The sequence below is a fragment of the Rathayibacter sp. VKM Ac-2929 genome, from assembly GCF_022815495.1.
GTDB classification, from domain to species: Bacteria; Actinomycetota; Actinomycetes; order Actinomycetales; family Microbacteriaceae; genus Rathayibacter; species Rathayibacter festucae.
The window spans coordinates 166714-181700 of record NZ_JALGRV010000005.1 but is presented as its reverse complement, the minus strand read 5'-3'; the positions used below and the strand labels follow the sequence as shown (position 1 = coordinate 181700).

Here is a 14987-nt window from a genome sequence, read left to right as displayed (position 1 = left end):
CTTCGAGTGGAACTGCTGCGCCGTGAGGGCGCGGACCGCGACTACTTGGCGGCGGCCTTGAGCTTGGTGCCGGCCGAGACCTTGACCGAGTGGCCGGCGGCGATCTGGATGGTCTCGCCGGTCTGCGGGTTGCGGCCGGTGCGCGCGGCCCGGGACGTGCGCTCGACGGCGATCCAGCCGGGGATGGTGACCTTCACGTCGTTGGAGACGGAGTCGGCGAGGGTCGAGAAGAGCGAGTCGAGGACGCCGTTGACGGCGGCCTGGCTCTGGCCGGAGTCGGCGGCGATCTTCGCGACGAGCTCGGTGCGGTTGAGCGACTTGTCAGCCATTGGAGTGTCCTCCCAGGACGTTCGCGCTGTTGAGAACAGCTGGTGGTTGTGTGTCGTCCAACGGCCGGGGACGGACCCCGTCGACCGGTCGGACCGTCCGTAACCTACCAGCCCGATCCCGGATCGGCGGCGATTCGCGCGACGGAATCCCCGGAAACACGCCGATCGGCAGCCCGCGGAGCCGTCAGGAGCGGCTGGGAGGCGATGTCAGGGGCCGTCGCTACACTCGCCGACGGCGCGCACCCGAGCCCGCCGGGAGAGGCGGCCGCAGTGGCGGAGACGACGACGGACGGCTGGATCTCGACGGCGATCTGGTGGCAGATCCACCCGCTGGCGTTCCTCGGCGCCGAGGCGACCTCGGCCGACGGGCCGCAGCCCGGGGACGAGCCGCAGCACCGCCTGCGCCGGATCCTGCCCTGGCTCGACGACCTGCTCGCGCTCGGCTGCAACGGCCTGCTGCTCGGGCCGGTGTTCGCCTCGATGACGCACGGCTACGACACCGTCGACCACTTCCGGGTCGACCCGCGCCTGGGCGACGAGCGCGACCTGGACGATCTGATCGCGGCCTGCCGCGAGCGCGGGATCCGCCTGGTCTTCGACGGCGTCTTCAACCACGTCGGCCGCGAGCACCCGTGGTGGCGCGAGGCCGTCGCGGCGGGCGAGGGCTCCCCCGCCGCCGGGCGCTTCCGGCGGACGGGCGCGGCGCGCGAGGTCGACGGCCTGCCGGTCGACGTCTTCGAGGGCCACGAGGCGCTCGTCGAGCTCGACACCGCGAACCCCGAGGTCGCCGCGCACGTCTCCGCCGTGCTGAGCCACTGGCTCGAGCGCGGGATCGACGGCTGGCGGCTCGACGCCGCCTACGCGGTGGACCCCTCCTCCTGGCGCGCCGCGATCGACCCGGTGCGCGAGCGCTTTCCCGAGGCCTGGTTCGTCGGCGAGGTCATCCACGGCGACTACGCCGGCTACGTGCGGGAGTCGGGTCTGGACTCCGTCACGCAGTACGAGCTCTGGAAGTCGGTGCGCAGCTCGATCGAGGAGGGCAACCTCTTCGAGCTGGACTGGACGCTGCAGCGGCACGCGGAGTTCCTGGAGACGTTCGTGCCGCTGACCTTCGTCGGCAATCACGACGTGACCCGGCTTGCCAGCGCGATCAGCGACCCGCGCCACCACGGGCACGCCGTCGCGATCCTCGGCTTCGTCGGCGGTGTGCCGAGCATCTACTCGGGCGACGAGCGCGGGCTCGAGGGCGTCAAGGAGGAGCGCGCGGGCGGCGACGACGCGATCCGGCCGGAGTTCCCGGCGGACCCGGCCGAGTGGCCGCGGAACGACGCCTACCGCGTGCACCAGGAGGTCATCGCCTTCCGCCGCCGGCACCCGTGGCTGGTCGCCGCGCGGACCAGGAGCGTCGACCTGTCGAACACCGCCGTGCTGCTGGTGGCCGAGGGGCCGGCCGGCGAGAGCGCCCGGCTCGCGCTCAACCTCGGCGACGAGGCGGCGACCGTCGGCGGCGTGCGGGTCGAGGCGCACTCCTGGCTGCTGCTCGACTGAGCCGCGATCGGACGCGCCGTGATCTACGCTCGGGGCAGCGGCGGGAGTGCACGGCCCCCAATCGGGACGACGCTGCCGCGAGGAGACGGACGAGGAGCGACGATGCCCCAGGGGTCGGAGTCACAGCACGAGCAGGCGCGGCGGATCGAGCACGAGCCGGAGGCCGGCGTCGAGCGGACGGGACTGGAGGCGGCGCTGGCCGCTCCGGTCGACGAGCTCACCGACCCCGGGCCGGGCGAGCGCAGCGGGCTCTCGAGCCGGATCGCCGAGGATCTGCTCGACGGCGTCTCGGAGATGGTCGGCGGTGACGCGGACCTCGCACCGGGACGCGCCGTCGAGATCGACGACCCGGCGCGCGCGGTCGGCGACGACCCGGCGCACCCGATCCACGGGACGCTCCGCCAGGAGTTCGAGTCGCGCTGATCGGCGGGTCTCGATACGCCCCTGCGGGGCTACTCGACCAGCATGCAAGGGCCCCTGCGGGGCTACTCGACCAGCATGGGCGGGGCGGCGAGGGTCTCGGTGAGGAAGTGCAGGAGCTCGCGCAGCAGCGTCTCCTTCGAGTCGGCGCGGCGGTACTCGTGGCCCTCGCCGTCCAGCTGGAGGTAGCGGACCGGGCGGTCGAGCTCCTCGAGCGCCGCGACGATCTGCCGGGCCTCGCCGATCGGGACGTTGGTGTCGAGCTCGCCGTGCACGACGAGCAGCGGCACGTCGATCGCGGCGGCCTCGTTCAGCGGCGACAGCTCCTCGAGCAGCTCCGCGTCGTGCTCGGGGTGGCCGTACTTGGTGACGGCGGCCGAGGCGATCCACGGCTCGGTGTCGCGGTAGAAGGTCTGCAGGTGCGACATCCCGCAGATGTCGACGCCTGCGGCGAAGACGCCGGCTGAGAAGGCGAGCGACGCGAGCGTCAGGTAGCCGCCGTAGGAGCGGCCGGTGACGGCGATCCGCGCCGGGTCGGCGATCCCGGCGTCGACGAGGTGCGCGGCGGCGGCGAGGACGTCGTCGAAGGCGCCGCGGCGCTTCTCCACGTCGTCGGCGTGCACGAAGTCGCGGCCGAAGCCCGAGGAGCCGCGCACGTTCGGCGCGAACACGGTGATCCCCGCGGCGGCGACCGTCTGGTGCTGCGCCGAGAAGGTGGGCCGCTCCTGCGACTCCGGGCCGCCGTGCAGGCTGAGCATCGCCGCGCCGGGCCCGGTCGACCCGGGCGCGCGGTAGAGCCAGCCGGAGAGCGCGAGGCCGTCGCGGCCCGTGAAGCGCTCGAGGGTCGGCACGATCAGCGGCGGCGCATCGAGCGTCGGCACCCCGGTGATCCGGGACCACCCGTGGGTCGCCGTGTCCAGCCGCCACAGCTCGCGCGGGCGCTCCGGGCCCTCGACGCCGAGGATCACCGCGCCGCCGTCGCGGGAGAGCACCGGCGTCGTCGCCACCAGTCCCGGGAGCCCGGCGACCGGGACCCGGGCGCCGGTGGTGGTGTCCAGCAGCTCGATCTCGCTCGAGCCCGCGACGTTCCAGACCAGCATCAGCATCCGGCCGGCGTCGTCGGCGTCCAGGCCCTCGAGCTCGGCGTCGTCGCGGGCGGCGAGGCGGCGGATCCGGCCGCGCCAGCCGTCCGGGCCGAGCGGCATCGCGACGAGCTGGCGCCGCGGCAGGTCGACGTCGGTCGCGAGGTAGGCGACCATCGGGCTCTCGGTGTCGTGCAGCGGCGACGGGCGCAGCAGCGCGACGTCCGTGGATCCGGTGCCCGAGTCGGGCAGGAGCGCGTGGTTCTCGTTCGTCAGCCGGTCGACGACCACGCAGTACTGCTGGCCGCGCTGGCCGTCGCGGACCACGACGAGGCGCTCCTCCACCGAGAGGTCGAGCACCGAGATGAGGTCGCCGTCGACGAGCGGCTTCCGCTCGCCCGTCACCGGGTCGACCAGGAAGGAGCGGGTCGGCTGCTCCGGCTCGGCCGACGGGATCGTGACGACGACGTGGTGGCCGCTGCGGGTCCACGGCCCGAGCTCGGCGTGGGCGTCGCGGGAGCCGGCGATGCGGCGGGCGTCGGTGCCGTCGGGCCGCACGACCCAGACCTGAGTGCGCACGCCGCCGTCGGTCGCGACGAGGCAGGCCAGCCAGGCGGAGTCGGCGGACCAGGAGACCTCGAGCACCGGATCCTCGGTGAGGGCGATGCGGCGCGCCTCGCTCGGCTCGGCTCCGACGACGACGTCCTGCACCCAGACCTCCGGCGACCCGCCGCGATCGCTGAGGAAGGCGACGCGGGCGGCGTCCGGGGTCATCGTCGGACCCCAGCTGCCCCAGGCGTGCACGAGTCCGAGCGCGAGCTCCTCGGCAGCGGTCAGGCGGTCGGCCTGCAGCGGATCGGTGAGCGGAAGCGTCATGCCTCCATCCTCCGGCACCGCTCAGCCGACGCCGTGCTCCTGGAGCCACATCTCGAGCAGGGCGAGCTGCCAGAGCTCGTTCGAGCCCAGGCGGGTGCGGGTCGCGTTCGGGTCGGCCAGCAGCGCGTCGACTGTCGCGGGATCGAAGATCCCCCTGCGTCGCGCGGCGGGGTCGGTCAGCGCCGCCCGCACCCGCTCCAGGTAGGGCCCCTCCAGCTGGCGGATCGCGGGCACCGGGAAAGATCCCTTGGTGCGGTCGATCACCTCGTCCGGGACGATGCCGCGCACGGCCCGCTTGAGGATCCCCTTGCCGCCGTCGGCGAGCTTGAGCTCCGGCGGGATCGTGCCGACGAGCTCGACGAACTCGTGGTCGAGGAACGGCACGCGCGCCTCCAGGCCCCAGGCCATGGTCATGTTGTCGACCCGCTTCACGGGGTCGTCGACGAGCATGACCGCGGTGTCGTTGCGCAGCGCCGCGTCCACGGCCGTGTCGGCGCCGGGGCGGGCGAAGCGCTCGGCGAGGAAGGCGGTCGCCGCATCGGGGTCTCCGCGCCAGGCCGGCGCCAGCAGCGCCTGCAGCGCGGAGAAGGGGCGGTCGACGAAGACGTCCGCGTAGGCCTCGACGGCGCGCTCGCGCGGCACCCGCGCCAGGGGCGGGTACCAGTCGTAGCCGCCGAGCACCTCGTCGGCGCCCTGACCCGACTGCACGACCTTCACGTGCTGCGAGACGTCCTCGCTGAGCAGGTGGAAGGCGACGGCGTCGTGCGAGACCATCGGCTCGCTCATCGCGCCGACCGCGGCGTCGATCCCGGGCAGCAGGCGCGCGGAGTCGATCGGCAGGCGGTGGTGGTCGGTGCCGAAGCGCTCCGCGACCAGGCTGGAGTACTCGAACTCGTCGCCGGACTCGCCGCCCGCCGCGTCGAAGCCGATCGAGAAGGTCTGCAGCCCGGTCTGGCCGGCCTCGGCCAGCAGCGCCACGATCAGGCTGGAGTCGATGCCGCCGGAGAGCAGCACGCCGACCGGCACGTCCGCGACCATCCGGCGCGACACGGCGGTGCGGAACGACGCGAGCAGCGCCTCCTGCCAGTCGCGCTCGGTCCAGGCGGCGCGGTCGGGATCGCGGGCGAAGACCGGCTCCCAGTAGACGCGCTCGCGGCTCGTGCCCTCGGGCTCGATCACGCGGACGGTCGCCGGCGGCAGCTTGGTGACTCCGGCGAGGATCGTGCGCGGGGCGGGCACGACCGAGTGGAAGCTCAGGTAGAGCATCAGCGCCGTGCGGTCGATCGAGGTGTCCACGCCGCCGGCCGCGAGCAGGGACTGCACGGTCGAGGCGAAGCGGATCCGCTCGCGGGTCTCGTCGAGGTAGAGCGGCTTGATGCCGAGGCGGTCGCGCGCCAGCACCACCCGGCCGGACTCGCGCTCGACGATCGCGAAGGCGAACATGCCGAGCAGGTGGTCGACGCAGTCCTCGCCCCACTGGGCGTAGGCCTTGCCGATCACCTCGGTGTCGGAGTGGGAGAAGAAGCGGTGCCCCTTCCCCTCCAGCTCGGCGCGCAGCTGGCGATGGTTGTAGATGCAGCCGTTGAAGACGATCGTCAGGCCGAGCGCGGCGTCGACCATCGGCTGGGCGCCGGCCGCGGAGAGGTCGATGATCGCCAGCCGCCGGTGCCCGAGCGCCACGCGGCCCGCCGCCCAGAGCCCGTCGCCGTCCGGGCCGCGGTGCACGAGGCAGCCGGTCATCCGGTCGACGGCGCCGATGTCGGCGCGCGCGCCGTCGAACCGGATCTCGCCCGCGATGCCGCACATCTCAGCCTCCGACGATCCAGGTGTCCTTCGCGCCGCCGCCGCGCGAGGAGTTGACGATCATGCTGCCCTCCGCCGCGACGCGGGTGAGCGCGAGGTCGGCGAGGCGGACGTCGCCGGGACCGGTGCCGGTGACGAAGACGAAGGCGCGGAGGTCGATGTGCCGCGGCTGCAGGTCGGTGCCCGAGAAGGCGGGCAGCGAGGAGAGCCGGACCACCTCCTGAGCGACCCAGGCGCCCGGATCCGCCGCGATCTCGGCGCGCCGCTCGGCGACCCGCGCCGCGGGGGCCGACGGGCCGATCATCACGCCGCGGCCGCCGTAGCCGTCGACCGGCTTGGTGACCAGCTCGCCGACCCGCTCGAGCACGATCCGGCGCTCGGCCTCGTCCTCGGGGCGGTACGTCGGCACGGACTCGAGCAGCGGGCGCTCGTCGAGGTAGTAGCCGATCAGCTCGGGCACCGCGCAGTAGAGGGCCTTGTCGTCCGCGACGCCGTTGCCGGGCGCGTTCGCCAGGTACACGTCGCCGGCCGCCGCGACCTCGAGGATCTCGCGGCCGATCGCGCGGTCGCCGGCGAGGAGGTCGGCCAGCTCGACGTCGAGCCGCAGGTAGAGCGCGTCGACGACCGTGCCGCCGGCCAGGACGCGACCGCCCTCGACGGTGAGGTCGCCCGCCTCGAGCAGCAGGAGCCCCGCGCCCTCGGCCAGCCGGCGGTGCTCGAACCAGGCCGAGCTCGACGCTCCGCTGGAGAGCAGCCCGAGCACCGGGTCGGCGCGCTTCGTCCCGTGGGCGAGCGTCGCGCGCAGTCCGGCGAGCGCCGTCGACGCGTCGAGCAGGCCCGCGGGTCGCGGCAGATCGGGCAGCACGTCGTCGAGCAGCGCGCGGATGCCCAGGGCGTAGGCCAGGCCGCTGGGGTTCCGGAGGTTGTCCTCCAGCACCCGCCAGCCGCCGAACTCGTTGCGGACCAGGTCGAAGCCCATCACGGCACCGCGGACCGTGCCGGCGGGCAGCCGTGCCGCGTCCTCGCTCCAGCCCGGCGCGCCGCGCAGATCGCGGACCACGCCGGCCCGGACCGCCCGGCCCTCGCCGTAGACGTCCTGCAGGAAGCACTCGAGAGCGCGGGCGCGCTGCTCGAGCCCGGCGGCGAGCTCGCTCCACTCGTGGGCCTGGAGCACGCGCGGGACGAGGTCGACCGGGAAGGGCCGGTCCTCCTCACCGACGCGGAAGGTGAGCCCGGCCTGCTCGACGAGCCGGTCGCGGGACACGTGCAGGGTCTGGAGCCGCTCGGGGCCGAGGCCGCGGAAGTGCTCGAGGATCGGCTGGTAGGCGCTCTTCGCGCGGCCGCCGGTCGCGACGGCCTCGTCACCGGCGCGGACGCGGTAGGTGCGCAGGCTCGGGGCGGGCAGGATCGGGCCGCTCGCCGGGCCGTGCGTCTCGGCGACGACGGCGTCGACCACGGCGTCGAGGGTGCCGCGCTCGGCGAGGACGGCGCGCTGGCGGTCGGCGGAGTTGCCGCGCGCGATCAGCGCCTCGGCGAGCGCACGCACCTGCTCCAGGTCGCCGAGCTCGTCCAGCGCGGGCTGCAGGCGGGCGATCAGGCTGCGCAGCGCCTCGGCGGCGGGCACGGGCCGGGGGTGCTCGGTGTGGTCGAGCAGCGGCCCGGAGAGACCGCCGCGGGCGGCCTGCCAGGTGGCGGCGCGCTGGATCGGCGGCGGCGTGTGCCGGAACGGGCGACCAGCCTCGATGTCGAGCTCGGCGCTGCGGACGAGACCGCGGAAGAGCCCGGCGATCAGCACCGCGTCGTCGACGATCGGCATCGCGTCGCAGACCCGGAGCTCGAGGGTCGGCGCGTGCGAGGAGGGCCGGACGTCGAAGTAGGCCATCTTCGAGTCGGCGATGACGCCGGTGGCGATCAGGTCGTCGAGGAGGCGGTCGTACTCGGCCGCGGACTCCAGCGGCCCGGTCGCGCCGGCGCTCGGCCAGCGCTGCCAGATGATCGTGCGGATGCTGGCGTAACCGGTGTCCTGGCCGTTCCAGTAGGGGCTGCTCGCGCTGGCGGAGAGCAGCACCGGCAGGTCGCGGGCGATCCGCTGGGCGATCTGCACGGCGAGCTCGCGGTCGGAGACGCCGACGTGGATCTGGGTGCCGCAGATCAGCTGCTCGTCCACGAGCATCCGGTACTGCTCCTGCATGCGGCCGTAGCGGCCGGTGCTGGTGAGCTCGAAGTCGCCGTGCTCGGAGCGCGGCGCGGTGCCGACGGCCGCGATGCCGATGCCGTCGGGCGCCGCGGCGTCGATCACCGCGCGCCGGAGCGAGATCAGCTGCTCCCGGAGCCCGTCGAGCGAGTCGACCACCGCGGTGTTCGTCTCGACCGTGGTCCGCTGCAGCTCGGCCGAGAAGCTCTCCTTCGGCAGCCGGGCGAGCACCTGGGGGGCGTGGGGGGAGAGCTGCCTCGACTCGAGATCGATGAGGTGGAGCTCCTCCTCCGCACCGAGGGTCAGTTCTGCGCGCATGCGCTCACCGTACGACCCTCATGTTTCGGGCGGCTACCGGGTGGCCGCAGGCGGCGCGCAGGACGGTGGATCAGCGGGCGGTGCGCGCGCGGATCTCGAGGTCGATCTGCGAGGCGTCGAGCGCGGCGAGCACCGAGGCGAGGACGTCGGCGTCGAAGGTGCCGTTGTCGCGGGCGTCGAGGAGGTCGGAGCGCTGGGCGGCGATCACGGCGAGCCGGTGCCGCTGGGCCTGGAGGAACGCCTCGGTCCGCGGCGCGTCCGGGGCGGGCGGCGGCTCCTGGACGGCCTCGGCGCTGGTGCGCAGGAGGGCGAAGACGCGGGTGCGCTCCTCCTCGCGGGCCCTCTCCTCGGCCGCCTCGTCGACGTCCGGGGCGATGGCGCGCAGCAGCGGCCCGACCGTGCCGCCCTGCAGCAGCAGCGACAGCGCGGCCACCGCGAACGCGATCAGCACGAGGACCGAGCGCTGCGGGGTGTCCTCGGGCAGGGTCTGCGCGGCGGCGACCGTGACCGCGCCGCGCATCCCGGCCCAGACCACCGCCGTGCCCTCGCGCCAGCCGAGCGGCGCGCGGACGAAGTACTCCATGTCGGCGAGCATCCGGGTCAGCCGGGTGCCGAAGCGCTCGAGATCGCGGGCGGTCGGCGACCGGCGCCCGCGGCTGATCCGCTTCAGGCTCTCCTCGCGGCCCTCCTCGGTGCCCATCTGCTCCTGCAGGCCCTCGACGCGGGGGCGCATCCGCTCGCGCAGCCGGCCGCGGCTCCTCAGCACGCCGAGCAGCGGGGCGACGTAGGCCGCGCGCACCAGGATCGTCAGCAGGAGCGCGCCCGCCGCGATCAGCACGGCCGGGCCGACGCCGGCGTGGTCCTCCTCGACGCTCGTCACGATCGCCCGGACCTGCAGGCCCATCGTGAGGAACACCGTGCCCTCGAGCACCAGCTCGACCGTCCGCCAGTTCTGCGAGTCGGACAGGCGGTTCTGCGGCGAGAGCTCGCGCGGCGCGCGGATGCCCGTGACGACGCCGGCGACGACCGCCGCGACCAGTCCCGAGGCGGCGAGGAGCTCGGCCGGGACGGAGGCGAGGAAGGGCACGGTGAACGACAGGATCGTGTTGACCGTCGGGTCCTGCACCCGGCGGCGCACAGCCAGGTTCAGCCAGCCGACCAGACCGCCGACGATCCCCGCGATCAGCACGGAGTAGCCGAACGAGCCCAGCGCGCCCCAGAAGGAGAAGCTCGCCGCGGCGGCCGCGATCGCGGTGCGCAGCAGCACCAGGGCCGTCGCATCGTTGAGCAGGCTCTCGCCGTCGAGCATCGCGACGACCCGCCGCGAGACGGAGGTGCCCTTGACGATCGAGGTCGCCACCGCGTCCGTGGGGCTGACGATCGCGCCGAGCGCGACGCCCCAGGCGAAGCCGAGATCCGGCAGGACAAGCTGGAAGAACAGGCCGAGCACGAGCGAGGTGCCGACGACCAGCAGCACCGAGAGTCCGCTGATCGCACCGAACTCGCGGCGGAAGTTCATCGCCGGCATCGACACCGCGGACGAGTAGAGCAGCGGCGGGAGCACCCCGGCCAGGATCCACTCCGGCTCGATCTCGATCGGACCGACGACGGGCAGGAAGCTCGCGGCCACCCCGATCCCGACCAGCACGAGCGGCGAGGCGACGCCGAGGCGCGGTCCGACGACGGCGGCGCCGGCGATCACGACCAGCGCGAGGACCAGCACCACCAGGAGCGGGGTCATGCGTGCCCGGCGGCGTCGGGGACGGGTCCGACCGCGCCGCGGCGGACGTCCTCGAAGAAGTCGGGGCGGAGCACCCGCCTCTCGATCTCGAACGCGCCGCTGGTCCAGCCGTCGCCGAGGGGGTGCTCCGGGTCCAGCAGCACGTGGCCCGGGGTGGCGCCACGACCGAGAGCGGCGGCGATCGACCGGTCGGGGTCGTAGAGCGCGTGCTCGACGAGCGGGGCGAACACCTCGTGGGCGGCGAAGTCGGCGGGCGCGCCGAGGAAGACGGGCATCAGCTCCTCGCCCTCGCGCAGGCCGTTCGGCCACCAGCGGAAGCGCTCGACCAGCTCGTGGCAGGAGATGCAGGACGGCGAGAAGAAGACGAGGTGCGTCGGCGGGTCCGCCCACTCGGCGAGGGCGATCGGCTCGCCGGCGGCGGTGAGGAAGGCGAGGTCGCCGAGGTCGCTCGGGGACGCGGATGCCGGGGCGGGCGTCGACGCGGCGGGTGCTCGCGCGGCGAGCCGGTCGCGCACCGGGACGAGCGCGAGAGCGAGCAGCACGGCGAGCAGCGCCGGGACCCCGGGGACGAGCAGCTCCGCCGGTGCGGCGGCCCCGACGAGCCCGGCGAGCGCCAGCGCGAGCAGGACGACGTTCCGCGCGACCGTGCGGCCGGTCATCCGGGCGTCGCCGAGGCCGCCGAAGCACTCGCACTCGACCGGCTCCGGGGCGCGGACCGCCCGGATCGCGACGACGAGGAAGACGACGTCGACCGTGACCGCGCCGAGCAGCGCGCCGCGGTGCAGCGGCGACGGGGCGAGCAAAATCGCCAGGCCGAGCGCGATCTCGACGACGGGGAAGGCACGGGCGAAGAGCGGGCCCGCGGAGAGCCGGGCGGGCAGACCGAGCGCGGCGAGGCTCGCGCGGAACCGCTCCGTCCGCCCGAGCTTCAGCACGCCGCTGACGACGAGGACGGCACCGGCGGCGGCCCCTGCGACCGCGAGCAGGACCTCGAGCGCTGACGCGAGCATCCGTGTCCCTCCCGCACCCGACGGTGCCCCCGCAGAGCACGCTACCGGGCGGAGGGCGCCGTCAGGAGTCGAAGCCCAGCCCGAGCGCGTCGAGGGTCCGCAGCAGCGGGTTCCGCCGACCGCCGTCGTGGTCGGCGCGGTCGAGAGACCAGCGCGTGGCCTGGATGCCGGCGGTCGCGAACGGCTCGGGCGGGAACGGCAGCGGGCGCTTGCGGACCATCTCCAGCTCGGTCCGCTCGGTCGGCTCGCCGGCCAGGAGGTCGAGGAGCACGTCGGCCGCGAAGGCGGTCGTCCCGACGCCGAGGCCGGTGTAGCCCGCGGCGTAGGCGACGCGACCGGCGAGCGCGGTGCCGTAGAAGGCGGCGAAGCGGGTGCTGGTGTCGATCACCCCGGCCCAGCGATGGCTGAAGCGCAGGCCCTCGAGCTGCGGGAAGGTGGTCAGGAAGTGCGCGGCGAGGGCGCGGTCGGTCTCCGGGCGGTCCTCGTAGGCCGCGCGGATCCGGCCGCCGGGGTGGTACACGGCGTCGTAGCCGCCCCAGAGGATGCGGTCGTCGGCGGTGCGGCGGTAGTAGTGGAACTGGTTGGCGACGTCGCTGAGGCCCTCGCGGCCGGTCCAGCCGATCGAGGCCAGCTGGGCGGCGTCGAGCGGCTCGGTCATCAGGACGTGGTCGTAGACCGGGACGGTCATCAGCCGGGTGCGCGCGAGCAGCGAGGGGAAGGCGCTGGTGCCGAGGATCGCCTGATCCGCCGCCACGGAGCCGCCCGCGGTGCGGACGAGCACGCCGGCGCCGGCGCGCTCGAGTCCGAGCACGCGGCTGTCCTCGTGGATCTCGACGCCGAGCTCCTCCGCGACCCGCGCGAGCTCGCGGACGAGCTTGCCGGGGTGCACCAGGGCGCACTGCTCCGCGGGCGCGGCCAGGCCGGCCAGGAAGGTCGGCGAGTCGACCAGGGCGCGCACCTCGGCGGTGTCGAGGAAGCGGCCGCCCGCGACGCCGTCGCCGTCCGCGAGCGGGCCGACCTGGTACTCCTCCACCGCCACGGCGAGCGAGCCGGTGCGCTCGAAGTCGCAGTCCATGCCGTAGCGGGCGACGGTCGCCTCGATGTCGTCGAGGTTCCGCACGCCCAGCTCCTCGAGGCGGGCGGCCTCGGCGGGCCAGCGCGCGAGGCCGTTCTCGCGGCCGTGGGTGAGGCTCGACTCGACGAAGCCGCCGTTGCGACCGGAGGCGGCCCAGCCGAGCGAGCGGGCCTCGAGCAGCACTACGCGGCGGCTCGGATCGCGCTCCTTCGCGCGCAGGGCGCTCCACAGGCCGGTGTAGCCGCCGCCGACGACCACCAGGTCGGCGCGGACGGCGCCGGCGAGGGCCGGACGCGGGGCGTCGAGGTCCTCGAGCCAGAACACCCCGCGCCGCGTGCCGGCCAGGGCGGCGTCGACGACGGTGGGATCGGGGGCGGATCGTTCGAAAACCGTGCTCGTGAGGGCCATAGTGCCTCCATTACGTCAGTTCTCCCGCCGTTTCGCAACCGGATCCGTCGTTCCGGCGCAGGACTCCCGGGCAGGTCGTCCGCCGCGGTCGTACACTGCGAGGGAAATCGGAGGGGACATGCGAGGACGCCGACCGCGCGACGGGGGACGCGACGCCGCGGCGACCCCTCCGACCGCGACTCCGGCCGCGACTCCCCCGATCCCTGCGGCCGACGAGCAGCACGACGTCTCCCCCGGCATGCGCATCGCCGCCGCCTGGGGCTGGCGGGTGCTGGCCGTCGCGGCGCTGCTCTGGCTCATCGTGAAGCTCGTCGCGCTGGTGCCGGTCGTCGTGGTGCCGGTGCTGATCGCGATCCTGGTCACCGCACTGCTCACTCCGCTGCGCGACACGCTCGAGCGCTGGCGGCTGCCGCGCCCGCTGGCCGTGCTCGTCTCGATCCTCGCGCTCCTGCTCGCGCTGGTCGGCCTCATCGGGCTCGTCGTCGTCCAGTCCCGCGCAGGCTTCGGCGGCGTCGGGCAGCGGGCGCTCGACGCGGTCGACGACGTGGAGGCCTGGCTGCAGGGCCCGCCGCTCGGCTTCTCCGACGTGCAGCTCGGCGACTGGGCGCAGAAGGCGATCGACTGGGCCGACACCCAGGCGTCGACGATCGCCTCCGGAGCCCTCGCCGTCGGCTCGCAGGTGGCCGAGGTGTTCGCGGGCGCGCTGCTCACCCTGTTCTCGCTGATCTTCCTGCTGCTGGACGGCCGGCGGATCTGGACCTGGTTCCTCCGCCTGATGCCGCGCGCCGCGCGCCTGCCGCTGGACACGGGGGCTGCGGCCGGCTGGCGGACGCTCAGCCAGTTCGTCCGGGCGCAGCTCGGAGTCGCGGCGATCAACGCGATCGGCATCGGGATCGGCGCGCTCGCTCTGCAGCTGCCGCTGGTCGTGCCGATCGCGATCGTGGTGTTCCTCGGCTCCTTCGTGCCGTTCCTCGGCGCGATCGTGACGGGGGCGCTCGCGGCGGTCGTCGCGCTGCTGTTCAGCGGACCGGTGGCGGCGCTGATCATGATCGGCGTCGTCGTCGTCGTGCACCTGCTCGAGGGGCACGTGCTGCAGCCGCTCATCCTCGGCTCGGCCGTGAAGGTGCATCCGCTCGCCGTCGTGCTGGGTGTCGCGACCGGGCTCGAGGTGGCGGGACTGGCCGGCGCGCTGTTCGCGGTGCCGGTGATCGCGACGCTGAACTCGGCGATCACGGCCATGCGGCACGATCCGGAGCAGCCCGACTCCGTGCCCCGCGATCCGGGGCGCTCCGCGTGAGCCGGCACCCCTTCGACCCGGCGGGCGTCCCCGGGTCGGCGGTCCTGCCCGCGCTCGCCTGCCCGGTCTGCGGGGCTCCGCTCGCGCCGGACGCGCTGCCGCGGCCGACCCTGCTGCGCTGCCCGCTCGGCCACAGCGCGGATCTGGCGCGCCAGGGCTACGTCTCGCTGCTGCGCGGCCGGCACGCGACCTCGGGCGACACCGCGGCGATGGTGCAGGCGCGCGACGTGCTCCTGAGCTCCGGGCACTACCGGCCGATCCAGGACGCGGTCGCCGCGGCGGTGCCGGCGGACGCGCGGCTGGTCGTGGACCTCGGCTGCGGGACCGGCGCGTACCTCGCGGCGGTCCTCGAGGCGCGGCCGGAGGCGAGCGGGCTGGGGTTGGACCTGTCGGCGGCGGCGGCGCGCCGGGCTGCGCGCGCGCATCCGCGGGCCGCGGTGGCGACGGCTGACCTGTGGCAGCCGCTGCCGCTCGCCGACGGCTGCGCCGACGCGCTGCTGACCGTCTTCGCGCCGCGGAACGCGCCCGAGATGCGGCGGGTGCTGCGGGCGGGCGGCGTCGCGATCGTGGTGACGCCGCGCGAGCGGCACCTCGGCGAGATCCGCCCGGTGTTCGGGATGCTCGGCATCGACGCGGGCAAGGCGGAGCGGCTCGACGAGCAGCTGCAGGGCTTCGAGCGGGTGGCGCGCGAGGAGCTGGACTACGCGGTCGCGATGACGCCCGGCGAGCTGCGGGCGGAGGTGCTGATGGGGCCGAGCGCGCACCATGTCGACGCGGCGGCGGTGGATGCGCTGCTGACGGGGCGCGACGGGACGACGGCGGTGACCGTCGCGGTGACGGTGTCGGTGTACCGCGCGGGCTAGGCGGAGCCGGAGACGCTCGCGTC

General features: G+C 74.7%; 11 protein-coding genes. 4 read left to right on the top strand and 7 right to left on the bottom strand.

Annotated elements, in window-relative coordinates:
* Nucleotides 1–41: 41 nt before the first annotated feature.
* Complete coding sequence (locus tag MT355_RS16635) at nt 42–329, bottom strand: HU family DNA-binding protein (RefSeq protein ID WP_055786347.1); 288 nt, start codon at nt 327–329, stop codon at nt 42–44.
* Between the two features lie 270 nt (nt 330–599).
* Here MT355_RS16635 and MT355_RS16630 point away from each other — a divergent pair, with 270 nt between their 5' ends.
* Entirely contained in the window at nt 600–1877 is a 1278-nt protein-coding gene (locus MT355_RS16630; RefSeq protein WP_243600421.1) for an alpha-amylase family glycosyl hydrolase, read from the top strand.
* A gap of 102 nt (nt 1878–1979) precedes the next feature.
* Nucleotides 1980–2300: a hypothetical protein gene (locus tag MT355_RS16625; RefSeq protein ID WP_123734868.1), complete on the top strand. Its 321-nt coding sequence runs from the start codon at nt 1980–1982 to the stop codon at nt 2298–2300.
* Nucleotides 2301–2362: 62 nt separating this feature from the next.
* Here MT355_RS16625 and MT355_RS16620 read toward each other — a convergent pair whose 3' ends face one another.
* From MT355_RS16620 to MT355_RS16595, 6 genes are all read right to left on the bottom strand, one after another.
* The gene (locus MT355_RS16620) at nt 2363–4255 is read right to left on the bottom strand and encodes a S9 family peptidase (protein ID WP_243600420.1); all 1893 of its coding nucleotides are present in this window, start codon (nt 4253–4255) and stop codon (nt 2363–2365) included.
* A gap of 21 nt (nt 4256–4276) precedes the next feature.
* The gene (locus MT355_RS16615; protein WP_243600419.1) at nt 4277–6061 is read right to left on the bottom strand and encodes an N-acetylglutaminylglutamine amidotransferase; all 1785 of its coding nucleotides are present in this window, start codon (nt 6059–6061) and stop codon (nt 4277–4279) included.
* A 1-nt stretch (nt 6062) separates the two neighbouring features.
* Nucleotides 6063–8570: a glutamate--cysteine ligase gene (locus MT355_RS16610; RefSeq protein ID WP_243600418.1), complete on the bottom strand. Its 2508-nt coding sequence runs from the start codon at nt 8568–8570 to the stop codon at nt 6063–6065.
* A gap of 70 nt (nt 8571–8640) precedes the next feature.
* A complete protein-coding gene (locus tag MT355_RS16605; RefSeq protein ID WP_243600417.1) occupies nt 8641–10311 on the bottom strand; it encodes a sodium:proton antiporter in 1671 nt (556 codons plus the stop codon).
* Nucleotides 10308–11321 (bottom strand): MauE/DoxX family redox-associated membrane protein, encoded by a 1014-nt coding sequence (locus MT355_RS16600; RefSeq protein ID WP_243600416.1) that lies wholly within the window; start codon nt 11319–11321, stop codon nt 10308–10310. The genes MT355_RS16605 and MT355_RS16600 overlap by 4 nt, the downstream gene beginning before the upstream one ends.
* Nucleotides 11322–11382: 61 nt before the next feature.
* Nucleotides 11383–12804, bottom strand: coding sequence for an FAD-binding oxidoreductase (locus MT355_RS16595; RefSeq protein WP_243600415.1), 1422 nt, complete (start codon nt 12802–12804; stop codon nt 11383–11385).
* 118 nt (nt 12805–12922) lie between these two features.
* On the opposite strand from MT355_RS16595, the gene MT355_RS16590 reads away from it, so the two are divergent.
* On the top strand, nt 12923–14101 hold the full coding sequence (locus tag MT355_RS16590; protein ID WP_243600414.1) for an AI-2E family transporter: 1179 nt from the start codon (nt 12923–12925) through the stop codon (nt 14099–14101).
* A complete protein-coding gene (locus tag MT355_RS16585) occupies nt 14098–14964 on the top strand; it encodes a methyltransferase domain-containing protein (protein ID WP_243600413.1) in 867 nt (288 codons plus the stop codon). The genes MT355_RS16590 and MT355_RS16585 overlap by 4 nt, the downstream gene beginning before the upstream one ends.
* The last annotated feature ends 23 nt before the right edge of the window (nt 14965–14987 follow it).

Excerpts from the sequence above, each read along its gene's own strand:
- MT355_RS16635 (WP_055786347.1), bottom strand. The coding sequence starts at position 329 with ATGGCTGACAAGTCGCTCAACCGCACCGAGCTCGTCGCGAAGATCGCC.
- MT355_RS16625 (WP_123734868.1), top strand. The coding sequence starts at position 1,980 with ATGCCCCAGGGGTCGGAGTCACAGCACGAGCAGGCGCGGCGGATCGAG.
- MT355_RS16620 (WP_243600420.1), bottom strand. The coding sequence starts at position 4,255 with ATGACGCTTCCGCTCACCGATCCGCTGCAGGCCGACCGCCTGACCGCT.
- MT355_RS16615 (WP_243600419.1), bottom strand. The coding sequence starts at position 6,061 with ATGTGCGGCATCGCGGGCGAGATCCGGTTCGACGGCGCGCGCGCCGAC.
- MT355_RS16610 (WP_243600418.1), bottom strand. The coding sequence starts at position 8,570 with ATGCGCGCAGAACTGACCCTCGGTGCGGAGGAGGAGCTCCACCTCATC.
- MT355_RS16605 (WP_243600417.1), bottom strand. The coding sequence starts at position 10,311 with ATGACCCCGCTCCTGGTGGTGCTGGTCCTCGCGCTGGTCGTGATCGCC.
- MT355_RS16600 (WP_243600416.1), bottom strand. The coding sequence starts at position 11,321 with ATGCTCGCGTCAGCGCTCGAGGTCCTGCTCGCGGTCGCAGGGGCCGCC.
- MT355_RS16595 (WP_243600415.1), bottom strand. The coding sequence starts at position 12,804 with ATGGCCCTCACGAGCACGGTTTTCGAACGATCCGCCCCCGATCCCACC.
- MT355_RS16590 (WP_243600414.1), top strand. The coding sequence starts at position 12,923 with ATGCGAGGACGCCGACCGCGCGACGGGGGACGCGACGCCGCGGCGACC.